Below are 15,426 nucleotides of genomic sequence, written 5' to 3'. Positions count from 1 at the left end.
GAAAAGGGGGCGCGTCATCAGACGCGCCCGTCAGACGGCTTGGGAGGCGTCAGAGTTTGGCTGCGAAGGCTTCTAGGTCGTTCAGCGTCGCCTTGATGTCAGTGCGGCTACCGGTGATCAGCTCTTCCAGCATGATGCCCCACTGGTTGCCCAATTCCTGCCAGCGCGGATCCTGCCAGAAGGTGACTGTGGTCTTTTGACCGGTCGCCGCCATGGCGTCGGCAAGGTTCTGGCCAAAGGTCTTGGCGTATTCCGGGCTCTGATAGGTGCTTGTGCGCGTCAACTCGCCCGGCTGGCCGGCGGCGAGGCGGCGGGCTTCCTGTTCCTTGGATGTTGCCCAGGCAACAAAGAGACCAGCGCAGGCCTTTTCCTCATCTGTCTTGTTGGCCTTGGACGCGATTGCAAAACCATGGGCGTAACCGGCCCCCGGCAGCGGCGACGGCGGAACGGAGAACGCAACCTTGTCTGCAACCTGGCTCTGTGCCTTGTCGACGGACATGCCGCCAAGGGGTGCGGATTCGATGATGATCGCCACCTTGCCGGAGCGGAAGGCGCCGGTGGACTCGTCCCAAGAGCCGGTCTGAGTGCCCGGCGCCGAATATTTGAAGAGCTCGAGATAGGTCTCTGTCGCCTTTACCGCGGCATCCGAATTGAAGGCCGGCTTGCCGTCCTTGAACCACTCGCCGCCGTTTGCTTTGAAGAACGGCATCCAGCGCCAGACGTTGGCGCCTGAACCGCGCTGTCCGCGAAGCGCAGTGCCGTAGACGCCGTTGGCCGGATCATGCAGCTTCTGCACGGCTGCGAAATATTCGTCCCAGGTCTTCGGCCGCGCGATGCCTGCCTTTTCCAGGAGGTCGGTACGGTAGACCATCAGGTCGCCGCCACCCTGCACCGGTGCAAACCATTCTTTGCCGTCATAGGTCGCAGCTGCGCGCATACCGGCGTCAAAGTCTTTGTAGTCGTATTCGGATGGATAAAAGCCATCAAGCGGGACGATCCAGCCAGACGAGGCAAAAAGCGCCAGATTGGCTTCATCAACATAATACACGTTGAAGCTTCCGACCGTCGAGGCGTCGGCCTGCGACTTCGCGCGGCGATCGTTCTCGTTGAGATAACTGATCTCGAAGCCTGCGCCGGAGAGCTCTTCGAACTCATCGACATATTTCTCGAGAAGGGTCAGTCCATCGCGCGGCTGCGCCAGGACACGCACGTCGCTGGTGCATTGTGCGGCGGCAAAAGCGCTGGATGCGGCAAATATGGCGATAACCGCGCAACCGGCGCGGAGAGCGTTGAGTGTCATGATGTCCTCCCTGAATGGCAACTCCCTTGCCATCGACCAGCCCACATTTACGCAAGCGACGGGCGCGTACTAGTTTGCCTCCGTCACAGAACTGGTATTATATTGACATTTGTGCGCTGTAACATGAGCAATTGAATGCCTATTGCATCAGACTTTCCTCAAACAGTCTCTGAGACTTTCACCGCCACGCGCGAGCAGATCGTCTTACCCGGAGGCGCTTCCTATCTGATCCGGAGGGACGACTATCCCAATCCGATCTGCATCTGGAACTATCATCCCGAATGGGAGATTCACTTCATCCCTGACGCTTCAGGATTTGCTTATGTGGGGGACTATATCGGCCCGTTTCGGCCTGGGCATCTGGTGCTAACCGGGACAAATCTGCCGCACAACTGGATCACACCCGGTGCACCGGCTTTGCCAGGCCGAGACATGGTCCTGCAATTCGACGCGGATGCCCTGATCGGTATTCGCGCAGTATGCCCTGAGTTCGAAGTGCTCCACCGGCTGAAGCCTCTGGCCCAACGGGGGATCGAGGTTCTGGGCGCCGACGCGCTCTTGATTGGAGCGAAGATTCTCGAGCTTCACGCGGTGGGACACCGTGGTGGGCTCGGGCTGTTTTTAGAGATACTGGAGGCAATCGAAGCGGCCACCGAAAAGAGGTTGCTCGCCAGCGAACACTTCATAGCGGTCTATAACCAGGTGTCGGACCGCAGGCACCGACGGATCGACCAGGCAATCCAGATCCTGCAATCGGATCCTGGTGCGCAGATGCATGAAGTGGCTGCGATGGTTGGTTTCGAGCCGTCCGCCTTCTCGCGTGCCTTTCGGCGCCTAACCGGCATGAACTTTTCTGACTACAGCCGATCCGTCCGCGTCTGGCGAGCAAGAACCCTTCTCGCGGAGACCGAAATATCGATCACCGATATCTGTTTCGAGGCGGGCTTCAACAACCTGTCGAACTTCAATCGCTATTTCCGGATGGAGATGGGACTCACGCCCCGGGCCTACCGAAAGGCCGCGCGCATAAGAGCCAAGTCTGTCATTGGAGGAGTGCCGGTTAAGTCCATTTAATGGTGGTCGCGCCGAGATATCATCGATCCCTGGGGCTGCAATCGGTTTTTATCGTATCACCGCCGCTTCGATATGTCGGCCTCTTCGCTCACAACAAAACTGGCATCTCCATTTCCCTGAACCAGTCTTGCGAGGGGGGTGGCAGCCGGCCGCTGCATTTGTTGCTTCAGCTCTGTCGCATCGAGCGGCTGTTCGCAATTGTCCTATTCGGGTTCGCCCATATCCAAGCATTTGCTTGCCGGTGAGATAAAGACGATTAAAAAATACTCCTGTTTACGCTCCGGGACAGACCGGCGTTTGAAGCGCTGAAAACCTTACCTGGGTCTGTGGTGTTCCGGGCTCATGAATTCGGTTCTTGCAATGGCCCAAATCGACGACGCGATTCCTAGCGACACCGTTTCGACTTCGACGTTCGAGCGGCGGTTGATGTATGTGCTGGGCGGTCTTTACCTCGCTCAGGGGATACCGACGTATCTGCTTTTGGTGGCCCTGCCGCCGATCATGCGCGAGAGTGGGGCATCGCGCACGTCTATCGGGCTGTTTTCGTTGCTGATGCTGCCGCTCATCCTGAAATTTGCGGTCGCACCGTTGGTGGATCGATGGTCTCCGTTACCCAAGCTTGGCCATCGCCGCGGCTGGGTTGTGCCGACCCAGCTTCTCGTCAGCGCCGGTATCGCTTCCATGACGCTGGTGGATCCGAGCGATGCCACGGTCCTTTTTGCAATCTGCATATCGATCACGCTTGTCTCCTCAATCCAGGATATTGCAACCGACGGCTACGCCGTAAGATGCCTGACCGACAAGACGCGCTCGCTGGGTAATGCCGTGCAGGCGGGTGCCGTAGCGCTGGGCGTAATCGTTGGCGGGACGGCGGCACTGGTGGTGTTTCATGTCGCTGGATGGCGCACGATGATACTGCTGGTAGCCGCGCTGTCGTTGCTGCCCCTTCTTGCAGCCCTGGCGATGCAGCCGGAAGCGCCCACGGTTGGCAAAGAAAAAAAGCGCGCAAGCCTTGCTGGTTTCTTCCGCCGTCCGAGTGCCTGGCTGATCCTCGGATTTGCGCTGACATACCGGGCGAGCGAAGGTCTCGTGCGCGGGATGGAAGGCACCTATCTGGTTGACAGCAAGGTCCCGGCTGACTGGATCGGTTACCTCTCTGGCGGAGCGGCGGCAACTGCGGGCCTGATCGGCGTGGGTATCGCTGCCTCCATTATCCGCAAGGTTGGCCTGACGACAACGCTCGTCCTGCTGGGTGGCCTCAGAAGCTTGTGCTTCCTCGCCTTCACGCTGAATGCGTCCGGCGTCTGGCCCGGCATGTGGGTGGCGATGTCGGCCTCGGCATTCCAGACGCTGATCCGCTACATGGAGCTGGTAGCCATCTATTCATTCTTCATGAAGAACTCTTCGGACGATCAGCCAGGAACGGATTTTACCATTCTCACCTGTGCCGAACTGGTCGTCTACATGGTTGGTGCATCCGCAGCCGGCCTGGTTGCCGACCGGATGGGTTATTCGGCGCTGTTTTCGACGGCAACAGTTCTTTCGCTTGTCGGAATGGGACTTTCCGTCTGGTTCCTTGGAAGGATTGGACGCGGTTCAGGCGCGTCGCTACGGCGATGATCACAAGCGGCCGGAGTGACGCATTCCAGCGGTGTCACGAGACGGCTTAATTCCTCACAGGTTTTTTGCCTCGTCAGGCGCCGTCATGCGGCGCAGGTCTGTAGGGCGTATTCCGTAGCGACTGCGGAAGGTGCGATTGAAATATGACAGGTCGTTGAAACCGACGCTGTAGACGATCTGGCTGATCGGAGTTGCGGTGTTCTCGGCAAGAATCAGGCTCTTGGCGAGCACCAGCCGCCGCTCCAGCACGTAGCGCGAAAAGGTCGTGCCTGTCCGACTGAAAAGTTTCTGGATCGCGCGCGGTGTGATGCCTTCGGTGCGTGCCACATCAGCTATCGAAAACGCACCGTCGGCAAGATTTTCCTCAACCATCGCCTTGATCGCTTCAATGCGGTTTTGCGGAACTGCCGAAGGCGCAACCTCGTTCCCATATCGGGCGAGAACGGGAAGCAGGGAGTAGAAGTGCGCCACCATCATGGTGGCATGCTCTTTGTCCTGATGGTCCTGTTGAAGAAGATATCCTGCATAGTGGGTCAACAACTGCAATGGCAGGCATTCTGCTGAAAAGGGCCGCAACAAGATCCGGTCGATCGACTTTCGAGCAAGGGTGAGGGCGGCATGGGGAAGATGGGCGCAGTCGAGGCGCCCGCCTTCCGGCAAAATAATTTCCGATGCCATATCCGTAGGAAGGATGATGACATCACGGGGTTCCAGTTCGAAAGTGTGCTTGCGATGATGGACAATCAAGGTTCCGTCAGTTGCACGCAACATCGCGATATCGGGCCTGCCGATCCCATGAGCTGTCAGCCGCAAGGGTGTTTTGGGCAGGTAAACGGTTGCGAGAGAAAGGTTTTCGTGTTTCCAGACAAGGCCGGTGACGCCCGCCAGATCACCGTCTTCAACGGTGATTGTTGCTTCTCCCAACATGTCCAGAAGGATTGTGCGGCAGACCAGTCTGCTTTCTGGATCAGGTAGCGAGAGGGTTCCAAGTTTCAGGGGGCGGACAACTTCCATGAAAAATCAAACCTGTCTTTGCTGTTGATGTTCGCATCTATCCAAATCGGGTTCGTTCCCATCCAAGCCCGGCGGTTTCATAGCGCATAAAACATGATCAAAACAGTCTTGTATTTTCCGGGGCACGACTTGGAAGATATTTTTTGCGCATTGGGGGCGACATGATCGGAAAATGGAATGTCGGCGTTAGTCTTGTGGCTATCGTCGTCGCAATCGGGAGCGGCAACAACGCCGTTCAGGCGCAGGATACGTCTCAGAACGCGCAGTCAGACAATGGTTCTACGGTGCTGGAGCCGATCGTTGTAAGTGGCAACCGTATACCCCAGCAAATCTCGCGGACGGCGCGAACGATTTATGTCGTTGATGCACAGGCCATCGAGGCCGAAGCCCGTTCAGGCAAGTCGCTTCAGCAGATTCTTGCTGAGAGAGTTCCAAGTTTCGATCCCGCCAGCGAAGGTGCGCGCACAGCCTATGGCCAGAACCTGCGGGGACGCACGGCCCTCATTCTCATCGATGGTGTTTCGATGAACTCGGCACGCTCCCTGAGCCGCCAGTTCGATGCAATCGATCCCTTCAATGTCGAGCGTGTCGAGGTTCTGTCTGGCGCGACGGCAATCTATGGCGGCAATGCAACAGGTGGTGTCATCAACATCATCACGAAGAAGGGGAAAGATGCGCCGGACGGTTTGCGCGGTGAAGTGACGGCGGGCCTTGGCAGTGGCTTTGGCCGTACCCGTGACCTTGACCGCAACGGTGCAGGTGCCGTGACCTATAACAGCGAAAACTGGGATGCGCGTTTCTCCATCGCTGGCAACCAGACGGGAGCCTTTTACGACGGCTCCGGCACGATGCTCACCCCCGATATTACCCAGACTTCCACAGCATTCAACAAGCGCATCGATTTCATGGGAACTGTCGGTTTGCAGATCGATGACGACAGGCGCCTTGAGGTGTCCGGCCAGTTTTATGACAGCGCCCAGGATTCGCCGTTCGGGCTTTATCTTGGCGCAGGCCTTGCCGGGATCCGCAATTCCAACCTGGTTGAAACGCGGGACGGATACCGATCGGATTTCGACCCCCGCACGCGCCGTTCCATGGTAAACGCGACTTACACCGACAATGATTTCCTGGGGCAGGCACTGCTTCTGCAGGGCAGTTTCCGGCGGGAAGAAATCCGGTTCCACCCGTTTCCCGGTAGTGCGATTTTCTCGCCCTTCGTCTATTTCGGTGGCAGCTCGCAGGATACCGATTACTATAGCCTGAAGGCAGCGATGATCTCGGAGCCGCTGGACGGGCTTAAGGTGACATATGGCATCGACGCCGACCGGGATTCGCTGAGTTCCAAACAGAACGTGTTCGATTTCCTGACAGTCGCGACGACCGGTGCGATGGACTTCAGGACACGCGGCATTACCGGGCTTTATCCCGACATCGATGTCTCGACCCTGGCCGGTTTCATCCAGGGATCTTATGAGGCGACGGACCGGCTGACGGTCAATGGTGGTGTGCGTTATCAATATGTCACCACCGACGTATCGAGCTTCGCCGGCGCGGCACAGCAGGTCGCCGTTCTCAACCGGGTCGGCTCCTCTGTGGATCCCATTCCCGGCGGGGAAGTCAGCTACGATGCGGCTCTGTTTAACGCCGGCGCGACCTATGAGCTGACCGATACGCAGCAAATCTATGCCAATTTCGGCCAGGGTTTCGAGCTTCCTGACCCGGCAAAATATTACGGGATCGGGAGCTATAGGCTTGTCGGAGGCCGTTACGTCCTCCTGGATAGCGTCAATGTTGCCGACTCCGCACTCCAGGCGATCAAGACCAACTCTTTTGAAGTCGGTTATCGTTTCAATGACGATAGCTTCAGCTTCCAGACCGCGGCATATTACTCGCTCTCCAACCGATCCATCGAGTTGAACCGCACGACCCTGGCTGTTGATGTTGTTGATCGTGAGCGACGTGTCTATGGTCTGGAGGCCAGCGCCAGCGCGACACTGGATTACGGGTTTGATGTTGGCGCATCCGGTCACTGGGTGAAGTCGGAAATCAAGTCTGACGGTAACTGGGAGAAGGAAAGCATCGGTACCGCCAGTGTTTCCAAGCTCGGCAGTTATATTGGCTGGACGAAAGATAACTTCAACATCAAGCTGGCCGGGCAACATGCCTTCAATCTCAGCGACGACGACAGCCGGAAGATTGATGGTTACACCCTGTTCGATCTAACGGGTGCCTATCGCTTCGAAGCGCAGGACACAACGCTTCGCTTCGGCGTGATGAACCTGTTCGACAAGGATTACACAACCATATGGGGCGCGCGCGCCAACGCGCTTTATGGTGCTTTGGCCAATGAAGCCGTGTTCGACTACAAGGGACGCGGACGCACATTCGCCGTTTCATTGACGAAAGTTTTCTGATGGATCATCAGGGCGGCATATGGCGGGGATCTTTATTCCCGCCACGCGCCGCCAGGTCAGCGCAATGACCGGTCTGACCTGCTATGGTGCCTTCAATCTCCATGGCTGCGGAACAGCGGGCTTATCGGGAGGGCGCGCGCGTTCTGGGCGCGGGCGCTGAAGGATAAGCGGCAGTTTCGATATTTCTAAGGCTCGCAGTGGTGGAAAGATCGCGGTTGGTGACATGTCGGCAATGCGTCAGGCATCGAGTGTCTGGGAGCCGCCTCCCGCGCTTCGATTTCTGAGGCTGTCAGACAATGGCCGGGCAGGGCTTAAAGACGAATTTGCGGCCCAACGGCTCTGCGCGCAGCGATATCTAGCTTTACCGCATCTGCAATGTGGACCGATAGGATGGGGCAGACACCCGTTCTCCGGGACGGCGAGGTTATCGGTGCTGTTCGCCATTTCAACGAGGACAACAGCAAACAACTTTGTATCGAGTTGCTGGGCGATGAAGCGGTCAAGACTTCACAAGTTGAGGGGGAATTTATGGACCGCGTGAGTCTCCCGTCATCATTGCGCCGGAGTTTCGGTCGGTAACGGTTATATCTCTGCTGACTTACCGGTAAAAAGCTACAGAATGTCATCTTTTTCGCAGCACTATTTGCGCGGAGGTTGTTGGCGCAATCTTAAAGGCTCACGGAAACTGAAAATCGGAAACAATCTAGTCGAAAGACGATCCAGGAACGCTGGCGCAAGCGCTAGATAACGCTTGAAATATGACTCTGGAAAAACCATTTGACCGGCGATTTATGTGCAATGGAGGTATCAATGACGACCGTACAAGAGCGCCAGCCCGAGCAACACGTATTCGAAGCCGATGTCAGCCGACTTCTGCACATGATGGTGCATTCGGTCTACTCGGACAAAGATGTATTCCTGCGCGAATTGATCTCGAACGCGGCGGATGCTTGCGAAAAGCTGCGGTATGAGTCGATTTCCAAGCCGCAACTCTCGGCCGATGGGATCCAGCCGGGAATTCTCGTGAGGCTCAATGAAGAGGCGCAGACACTCGTTGTCGAAGACAGCGGCATTGGCATGGACCGCGACGAGATGATCGACGCGCTCGGTACGATCGCGCGCTCGGGGACAAAAGCATTCATGGATCGGCTTGAGGCGGCCAAAGCTGGAGAAAAAGCGCAACTGATCGGCCAGTTTGGCGTCGGCTTCTATTCATCGTTCATGGTTGCTCACCGGGTCGAAGTAATCTCGCGCCGCGCCGGCAAGGACGAGGCCTGGAAATGGTCATCCGACGGCAAAGGAAGCTATGACATTGCTGCGGTCGATCCGGGACAAGCACCGACACGCGGTACTCGCGTCGTGTTACATCTCTTGGAAGATGCAAAGAAATATACGAGCAAATGGACGGTGGAGGAGATCATTCGAAACCAGTCCGGCCACGTCCCCGTACCTATCCGTCTGGTCGAGAAGGAGGGTGCCGAGCCCTCACAGGTATCCGATGGTGCAGCGCTCTGGGTCAAGCAGAAGAACGAAATATCCAAGCAGGATTATGTCGATTTCTATCGGAGCGTTTCAGGCCAGTACGACGAGCCGCTGAGTAACGTCCATTTCCGCGCTGAGGGCCGACACGAATATACGACTCTTGCCTTTATACCCGGTTCTCAGCCATTCGATGTGTTTGATCCGGACCGACATGGTCGGATGAAGCTCTATGTGAAGCGCGTCTTCATAACCGATGATGCCGAACTGCTACCGCGCTATCTGCGCTTCGTCCGTGGCATCGTTGATACTTCGGATCTGCCGCTCAACATCTCCCGCGAGATGATCCAGGAAAGTCCGGTCCTCGCGGCCATCAAAAAGGGCGTGACGAGCCGGATCCTTTCCGCGCTGGAGAAGATGGCCGAGCACGACGGCGAGACCTTTGCCAAGTTCTGGGATATGTTCGGGGCTATTCTCAAGGAAGGCATCTACGAGGACTTCGAACGGCGCTCACAGTTGCTGAAGCTGGCACGCTTCCGCAGCACCGCATCGGGCGAGGCGACACGCAGCCTGGCTGACTACCTGGCCACGATGAAGGAAGGACAATCGGCGATCTACTATATTAGCGGCTCCACTTTGGACCAGCTGAAATCGTCGCCGCACCTTGAGGGTTTCCGGGCCAAAGGGATCGAAGTCCTCCTGCTTACAGATGGTGTCGATAACTTTTGGCCGACCAATGTGCCAGATTTTGAAGGCAAGCCATTTAAATCTGTCACCCAAGGTCTTGCCGATCTGAACACTGTTGCCGGGGAGGGAGGCGCTGATGAGGCTGGTCGGCAAGCTTCTCCCGAGGTTGGAGCCTTCATCGATTTCGCGCGAAGCGCCCTTGGTGAGGAGGTCGCTGACGTGCGTATTTCTGATCGGTTGACCGAAAGTGCGGTCTGCCTTGTGGCGTCGGATTATGGCCCCGACCGCCAACTCGAAAAACTCCTGAAAGGCGCCGGGCGATTGCAAACTACGTCGAAGCCGATCCTGGAGATCAATGGGCAGAGCGAACTTGTGAAAAACATTGCTTCAATGGACGATCAGGCGTTTCGCGAGGATGCTGCGTGGCTTTTGCTTGACGAAGCCCGCATCCTTGACGGGGACAAACCAGCCAACCCGCGCGCGTTCGCCGATCGGCAGGCTAGGTTATTTGCCCTTGCGATGAGATCCGGTAAGTGACAAGCCTTGGCAAGGCGGCCTTTGGCTGCCTTGCCAACACTCGGCCGAAGAGGACGATCGGTGGTTGCCGATGGTGCGCAGGTTATCAATGAGTGTGACTGCGTTTTCTCAGATGATGCATCATGACAGCGCCAATTGCGCTCGGCACAGCCCCTTCCGTGCCGCTTTACCCTCTGGAAGATGCAACTGCACTGCAGAGCCCACCATAAGTCATCATTGGAACTGTAAACTGCCAAGGGCCCATTATAGAATCCATGCAGATTTCATAAACCGCTGATGCCAGGTCTTGCTGCTATCTCAAAAGTTCGTAGTGCCTGGCGGCTCGCCCTGACGCCGGCCACTAAGCACCGCGAAACGCCATGCTTTGAAGCTGCAGTCCACCTCGGAAAATCCCGTATCGTGCATCCATTGCAACTGGTTCTCGATAGGGGAGCAACGATCGTGGGACATCCGCTCGAGCGCTTTGGTGATTTCCTCTTCGGGTACGCCCAGCCTCCTGACCTGTTGCATCCAGATACGGGCGTAACGGGCCTCAACCTCGCAATCATGGCCGAGGACCTGCTCGGCGTTGACGAACAGGCCCCCCTCCGACAAGGCGCTCCGAATTTCACCGAAGAGATGCTTTTTCGCGGCGTCTTCCAGATGATGGATCGCCAGCGCTGAGATGATGAGATCCCACGGACCGCCGAGTTCGGTATCTGACATGTCGGCCACGGCATAGGTAATGGCCGGATTGCCATCGAAGCGTTGCCGGGCCTGCTCGAGCATCTTTTCGGAGGCATCGACGAGGTGGATCTGGGCATCGGGGTGGCGGGCCAGCAGCATTGCCGTGAAAAGGCCAGTGCCAGCGCCAAGATCGAGCACACGCAGTTTCTCGGCGTCCCGCCAGTCGTCGATCAAGTCGAGCGCTGTCCCGTAAAACGTATCGAAACAGGGAATAAGGCCGCGCCGAAGGGCGTCGTAGCCGGATGCATCCCGATTGAAGACGGGTAAGGACGAAACATTTATCGGTGCCATGGTGTGTCTGAACCTTTTGGGATTGTAATCTACTTCGCCGTGGCGGCGGGGATCAGGCTCGGGTTCAATGAATATGTCGCTGTCGCCTTGCCGCTTGCAAGGATGTGGCCAGCCATGGCTTTTTCCACGTCTTCGCCAGTGAACGGCCCCGCAAGGCCCAGTGTCACAACGTCGAGCGCGACCACTTCAAGGATGTAGCGGTGAACGCGCTGATCGTTTATGGGCGGGCAGGGGCCGTCGTAACCACCATAGGTGCCTGCCATGCCATCAGTTTTGGCCAGAAAACTCGTATAGACATTGGCGCCGCGCAGTCCGTGTGGTGTCAATCCGACCGGCTTGCCGCCCAGCACGAGACCATCGCTTTCCGTACCTTCGCCGATGGACATGATGCCGGCGGGAATATCGGCCAAAACCCAGTGGAAAACGTTGATCCGCGGCGCGTCGTCTGGAATCGTGGTGCCAGGTTTACTGATGAGGCTAAAATCGAGTGGTACGTCCGGATCGGTCATCAGTAACACATAAGATCTGGTGCCCTCTGGGCCTGCCGACCATGAGACCCCCGGGCTCACGTCCTTCGCCCCTTTTCCGGGCGGGCAGAAGGCGGCGGAATCTGAAAACCGGCCAGAACCGTCAAGCCCTTCGATCTTTACGGACAGCGTGGAGTCCGCGGCCATGGGCGCTGTCGCCGAAAATGCGGCGGCCACAATGGCGGCGCATATGCTTCTTTTATTCCTGTTCATCTCGTCTCGCCTGTTTGATTTCAGTCGAGCATAGGGAACGATGCCAGTGCGGGTGGGCCCGATCTGATCAGCAATGAGCCTGAAGCGGTCAGGCTAATGGTTTTTTACGTGCCCTGCGAACGGTCGAAGGAGCCTGTCCGAAGGAATCCTGGAAGTGCCGCGAGAAGTGTGAACGCGATGCGTAGCCGGTAGCGGCTATTGCGTCGGCGACATCGGCATCCCGATCCGAGAGTATGAGGTAAGCGGCATGCATTCTTTCGGTGAGCAGCAGCGCGCGTAGTGAGTGGTTTTCGTCCCGTAGTCGCCGCCGCAGGGTGGCCTCTGACATCGACAGGGACGCGGCGACCGCGGCGGTTGACCACGCGTGATCGAGCCGGTGGCGGATCAGGAGGCGCACTGCCTCTGTGACTGAGCGGTCGACATATTTGGGCATCAATGGCAGCGCACCCTGTTCGGCCAGGATAAGCAGAACCTCGAGAACACGGTGATCTACGACGCGCCGGGAAAGGTCGAGCGCACCCGCCAGCGCCTCGCCACTATGGATGATTGCCGAGCAGAGCGTCGGACTGATCGTGATGGGCGAGCCGAGGGGTATGTCGCGCTTGGTGAGTTGCGGCCAAAGGCGTGCCGCCTCAATGACCAGGGTGCGAGAGAAGCGGACGAAGAGGGCGCGATACACGCCAGTGTCGGCATCTGGTTCATTGACAACATCAACCTCCGCACCGGCCGGCAGCACGAAGGCGTCGCCGGCGTGGTAGATATCGCGTTTCGCGCCCCACAGCACTTCTTTGCGGCCTTCGATGACGATGACGAGGCCGGCTGCGGGCATGCTGAGCTCGGAAATGGTTTCCCTGTGACGGGCGACGAAGGCCGAGATGGACGGTGGATCTTCGTTTTCGAGCATCAAGCGCGTGTCGCGCTCGGCCAGCGGGCGAAGGGCATCGACGAGACGCCGCCGTAGTGTTTTGTCGCTGTCACGCATTAAACAAGCTATCTCGAAATTGGATCAGGCGTCATTGCTATGTTGAAATCAAGTCGCTGTCGATACGCCGCCGAAGGGCGCTGAAATCGGAAAGGTACTGTCTATGTGGCGGAGGAGTTGGAATGTCCGCCGATTTGCAAAGTAGAAATGTCCGGTTTCCGTGTCCTGGCCATTTAGACATGCGACACTTGCTCCTCCGATCAGCCCCCGGCCGACCCGGCTCTCCGGTTGCAAGGAGAGGGCGGGGGCGGGTGATGAACACACCCATTCGGCTTTAGCTTCCTCAGTAGCAATTGTTTCGTTGACGGTTGATACTCTTCGGTGAATCGATGAGGTCGGGGACAAGGTCAGAGGATGCTTCCGCAAATTGAACTCACAGGCGAGGTCGATGTCATCGCTCTGTCGCCGCTCATACGGGGTATAACCTTGAGCCTGTCCTATGCCGCGACGCAAGGAGGCATAGGCCTGACTGCTACAGGTGCCATGAACCGTAAGTTCGTGCACTGGGCTGCCACCCATTTTGAATGGCCCGACTACACAGTCACCGATCTCTATAGCGTCAATAAGGTCCTCAATGAAGACGACGTGCCACCGCTTTGGGTGGTGCGCGACATGATCCGTCATCTCAAACTGCTTCGTCGCAAGAAAGACGTGCTGTTGCCGACCAAACGGGGCAAGGAGTTTCTGGCAAGACCACAGGCCTTCTTCGATCTGGTCGCCACGGATTATCTCTATTCCTACGTCCACGACGCGGAAACGGAAAAGGAAGTGCGTGACCGGCTACGCTGGTGGCGCATGTTCCTCAATCTGCTCAACATCAAGGCGAGGTCAGGTTGCTCACTGAACGAGGTCGTGAAAATCCTGTACCCAAGCGTGGCACATCTGTCGGACGCCGAGATGACAATCGAGGCATGGACCTTGAAATCTGGGATCCGCTACGGCGTCATTCGTCGCTTGTGTTGGCTGGGGGTGCTCTATGAGGCGAAAGAAGGGTTAAAGCTCTTTCAGGATGGACCCTTCCACAAAACACCACTCTGGGCCGCGTGTTTGCAATTGGAATCTGACACGCAAACCGATATCGGCGTGCATTGACGGAGCGACTTTCACTCCGCCGCAGGCGGCAACGATAATCGCTGGTGACGACGCGCAATAACCTTCGCATCGTTCATGAAGTCCTTCCGTCGGCCGGGCTTGCGAGCGCGCGGCGTGTAGCCGTTCTTGTCGCTGTTGCTCTTCACCGTCGGCTTTTCCTGCTCGTCCTGGCGCTCCTTGATATACGCAAGGACATCGCCAAGCCGCTTGTTCTCGGTGATCGCCGCATGCGTCACGCGCTGATCCTTGTCGAACACCGTGTAGGGCAGGGAATGTCCCTTCCAGCGCACGTCGAGGCGACCATCGGCGTAGGCATAGGTCTCGACATATTTGCCAACCAGGCCGCGCGTGACGTCGTTCTCGTCCAGCATGATCCGCCGGCGCTCATAGGAAAATGTCAGCTGCGATCCGACATACCGCTGTTCTCGCTTGCACAGGATCTCTCGCAATCGATCCGGCGCCAGGTTCATTGACCGATGCAGGTCATCGGATCGGGCAGGGCAAACCGCAAACCGTGCATTATAGTCATCGATGAAACCGGGTACGAACGCATTGCCAGCCTCCATACTGTCGATGCCGGCCAATCGCAGTTCCTTGACCAGACGGTCCTGCAGCGTCCGATTCATTCGCTCGACCCGACCCTTGGCCTGGCTCGAATTTGCGCAGAGAATCTCGATATTTAGCTCACAAAGCGCTCGCCCGAACTGGGTCATGCCCTGGCCGCCTTTGGCATCCTTCTTTGCCACCCGGAACACTGAATGCTTGTCGGAATAAAAGGCAATCGGTGCACCGTGCTGCTCAAGATAAAGCGCCAGTGCCTCGAAGTAGGTGAAGGCACTTTCTGAACGCACAAAGCGCAACTGCATCAGCTTGCCGGTCGCATCGTCAACGAACACCAGCAATGAACATGCTGGCCCACGGTCTTCGAACCAGCGATGCTCCGAACCATCGATCTGCACCAACTCACCATAAGCCTCGCGTCGCAGTCGCGGCTGATGAAACGTTCGTCGTTGCTTGCGCGACAGCCATAAGCCGGCATCGACCATCCAGGTACGAACCGTCTCGCGTGATACATGCAGGCCATCACGTTCGAAAAGCTTCTCGGTCGCCAGGGTCGGACCGAAGTCCGCATAACGCTCGCGAACAAGAGCTACGGCGTAATCCCGAACGCTATCCGCAATCCGGTTGTTCGATGGTCGACCGATCGCCTTGTGCCGGATCGAGGCTGCACCGTCAGTGCGCATTCGGTCCAGGAGGCGGCGGACCTGGCGCTCGCTCAGATCGAGAACATGTGCCGCTGATACCATCGTCATTCGGCCGGCCATGACTTTCGACAAAACCTCGATCCGCTGCAGATCGCGCTCGCTCATCGTAATCAATCCCATCTGCAATCTCCCAGACGTCAATCAGACCCGGGGAGTGTGACATTCCAACTTTGCAGAAACAGGACACTTTAACTTTGCGGCTACA

At 57.4% G+C, this 15,426-nt stretch carries 11 protein-coding genes and 1 pseudogene; 6 read left to right on the top strand and 6 right to left on the bottom strand.

Annotated elements, in window-relative coordinates; all coding sequences use genetic code 11:
- Positions 1 to 49: 49 nt before the first annotated feature.
- Positions 50 to 1,300 carry an ABC transporter substrate-binding protein gene (locus AB4Z23_RS20205; protein ID WP_441360683.1) on the bottom strand — a complete coding sequence of 417 codons (1,251 nt, stop codon included), beginning with the start codon at positions 1,298 to 1,300 and terminating at the stop codon, positions 50 to 52.
- A 135-nt stretch (positions 1,301 to 1,435) separates the two neighbouring features.
- On the opposite strand from AB4Z23_RS20205, the gene AB4Z23_RS20200 reads away from it, so the two are divergent.
- Together AB4Z23_RS20200 and AB4Z23_RS20195 are read left to right on the top strand one after the other, a co-directional pair.
- Positions 1,436 to 2,374, top strand: coding sequence for an AraC family transcriptional regulator (locus AB4Z23_RS20200; RefSeq protein ID WP_013637579.1), 939 nt, complete (start codon positions 1,436 to 1,438; stop codon positions 2,372 to 2,374).
- Positions 2,375 to 2,734: 360 nt separating this feature from the next.
- Entirely contained in the window at positions 2,735 to 3,994 is a 1,260-nt protein-coding gene (locus AB4Z23_RS20195; RefSeq protein WP_441360682.1) for a RhtX/FptX family siderophore transporter, read from the top strand.
- A gap of 54 nt (positions 3,995 to 4,048) precedes the next feature.
- On the opposite strand, the gene AB4Z23_RS20190 is transcribed toward AB4Z23_RS20195, so the two are convergent.
- On the bottom strand, positions 4,049 to 5,008 hold the full coding sequence (locus AB4Z23_RS20190) for a helix-turn-helix transcriptional regulator (RefSeq protein ID WP_173998653.1): 960 nt from the start codon (positions 5,006 to 5,008) through the stop codon (positions 4,049 to 4,051).
- Positions 5,009 to 5,169: 161 nt separating this feature from the next.
- Here AB4Z23_RS20190 and AB4Z23_RS20185 point away from each other — a divergent pair, with 161 nt between their 5' ends.
- From AB4Z23_RS20185 to htpG, 3 genes and pseudogenes are all read left to right on the top strand, one after another.
- On the top strand, positions 5,170 to 7,422 hold the full coding sequence (locus AB4Z23_RS20185) for a TonB-dependent receptor (protein WP_441360681.1): 2,253 nt from the start codon (positions 5,170 to 5,172) through the stop codon (positions 7,420 to 7,422).
- A gap of 417 nt (positions 7,423 to 7,839) precedes the next feature.
- Positions 7,840 to 7,995, top strand: a pseudogene (locus AB4Z23_RS20180) (DUF4172 domain-containing protein); the annotation flags it as partial.
- A 237-nt stretch (positions 7,996 to 8,232) separates the two neighbouring features.
- Positions 8,233 to 10,125: a molecular chaperone HtpG gene (gene htpG / locus AB4Z23_RS20175; protein WP_080850744.1), complete on the top strand. Its 1,893-nt coding sequence runs from the start codon at positions 8,233 to 8,235 to the stop codon at positions 10,123 to 10,125.
- Between the two features lie 297 nt (positions 10,126 to 10,422).
- On the opposite strand, the gene AB4Z23_RS20170 is transcribed toward htpG, so the two are convergent.
- The 3 genes from AB4Z23_RS20170 to AB4Z23_RS20160 all read right to left on the bottom strand — a co-directional run bounded on the left by AB4Z23_RS20170 (position 10,423) and on the right by AB4Z23_RS20160 (position 12,864).
- Positions 10,423 to 11,142 (bottom strand): class I SAM-dependent methyltransferase, encoded by a 720-nt coding sequence (locus tag AB4Z23_RS20170; protein WP_065687662.1) that lies wholly within the window; start codon positions 11,140 to 11,142, stop codon positions 10,423 to 10,425.
- A gap of 29 nt (positions 11,143 to 11,171) precedes the next feature.
- A complete protein-coding gene (locus AB4Z23_RS20165; protein WP_441360744.1) occupies positions 11,172 to 11,816 on the bottom strand; it encodes a YbhB/YbcL family Raf kinase inhibitor-like protein in 645 nt (214 codons plus the stop codon).
- 154 nt (positions 11,817 to 11,970) lie between these two features.
- A complete protein-coding gene (locus AB4Z23_RS20160; protein ID WP_441360680.1) occupies positions 11,971 to 12,864 on the bottom strand; it encodes a helix-turn-helix domain-containing protein in 894 nt (297 codons plus the stop codon).
- A gap of 354 nt (positions 12,865 to 13,218) precedes the next feature.
- On the opposite strand from AB4Z23_RS20160, the gene AB4Z23_RS20155 reads away from it, so the two are divergent.
- Positions 13,219 to 13,956: a hypothetical protein gene (locus tag AB4Z23_RS20155; protein WP_111788831.1), complete on the top strand. Its 738-nt coding sequence runs from the start codon at positions 13,219 to 13,221 to the stop codon at positions 13,954 to 13,956.
- A gap of 11 nt (positions 13,957 to 13,967) precedes the next feature.
- Here AB4Z23_RS20155 and AB4Z23_RS20150 read toward each other — a convergent pair whose 3' ends face one another.
- Entirely contained in the window at positions 13,968 to 15,341 is a 1,374-nt protein-coding gene (locus AB4Z23_RS20150; protein ID WP_111788832.1) for an ISNCY family transposase, read from the bottom strand.
- Positions 15,342 to 15,426 lie beyond the last annotated feature (85 nt).

Source organism: Agrobacterium sp. MCAB5 (genome assembly GCF_052114365.1).
Lineage (GTDB): Bacteria > Pseudomonadota > Alphaproteobacteria > Rhizobiales > Rhizobiaceae > Agrobacterium > Agrobacterium tumefaciens.
Note: the sequence above shows the minus strand (reverse complement) of the source record. Positions and strands in the feature narration are given on the sequence as shown.

What these genes read in the sequence shown, in the direction of transcription:
- AB4Z23_RS20205 (WP_441360683.1), bottom strand. Translation starts at nt 1,300, where the DNA reads ATGACACTCAACGCTCTCCGCGCCGGTTGCGCGGTTATCGCCATATTT.
- AB4Z23_RS20200 (WP_013637579.1), top strand. Translation starts at nt 1,436, where the DNA reads ATGCCTATTGCATCAGACTTTCCTCAAACAGTCTCTGAGACTTTCACC.
- AB4Z23_RS20195 (WP_441360682.1), top strand. Translation starts at nt 2,735, where the DNA reads ATGGCCCAAATCGACGACGCGATTCCTAGCGACACCGTTTCGACTTCG.
- AB4Z23_RS20190 (WP_173998653.1), bottom strand. Translation starts at nt 5,008, where the DNA reads ATGGAAGTTGTCCGCCCCCTGAAACTTGGAACCCTCTCGCTACCTGAT.
- AB4Z23_RS20185 (WP_441360681.1), top strand. Translation starts at nt 5,170, where the DNA reads ATGATCGGAAAATGGAATGTCGGCGTTAGTCTTGTGGCTATCGTCGTC.
- htpG (WP_080850744.1), top strand. Translation starts at nt 8,233, where the DNA reads ATGACGACCGTACAAGAGCGCCAGCCCGAGCAACACGTATTCGAAGCC.
- AB4Z23_RS20170 (WP_065687662.1), bottom strand. Translation starts at nt 11,142, where the DNA reads ATGGCACCGATAAATGTTTCGTCCTTACCCGTCTTCAATCGGGATGCA.
- AB4Z23_RS20165 (WP_441360744.1), bottom strand. Translation starts at nt 11,816, where the DNA reads ATGGCCGCGGACTCCACGCTGTCCGTAAAGATCGAAGGGCTTGACGGT.
- AB4Z23_RS20160 (WP_441360680.1), bottom strand. Translation starts at nt 12,864, where the DNA reads ATGCGTGACAGCGACAAAACACTACGGCGGCGTCTCGTCGATGCCCTT.
- AB4Z23_RS20155 (WP_111788831.1), top strand. Translation starts at nt 13,219, where the DNA reads ATGCTTCCGCAAATTGAACTCACAGGCGAGGTCGATGTCATCGCTCTG.
- AB4Z23_RS20150 (WP_111788832.1), bottom strand. Translation starts at nt 15,341, where the DNA reads ATGGGATTGATTACGATGAGCGAGCGCGATCTGCAGCGGATCGAGGTT.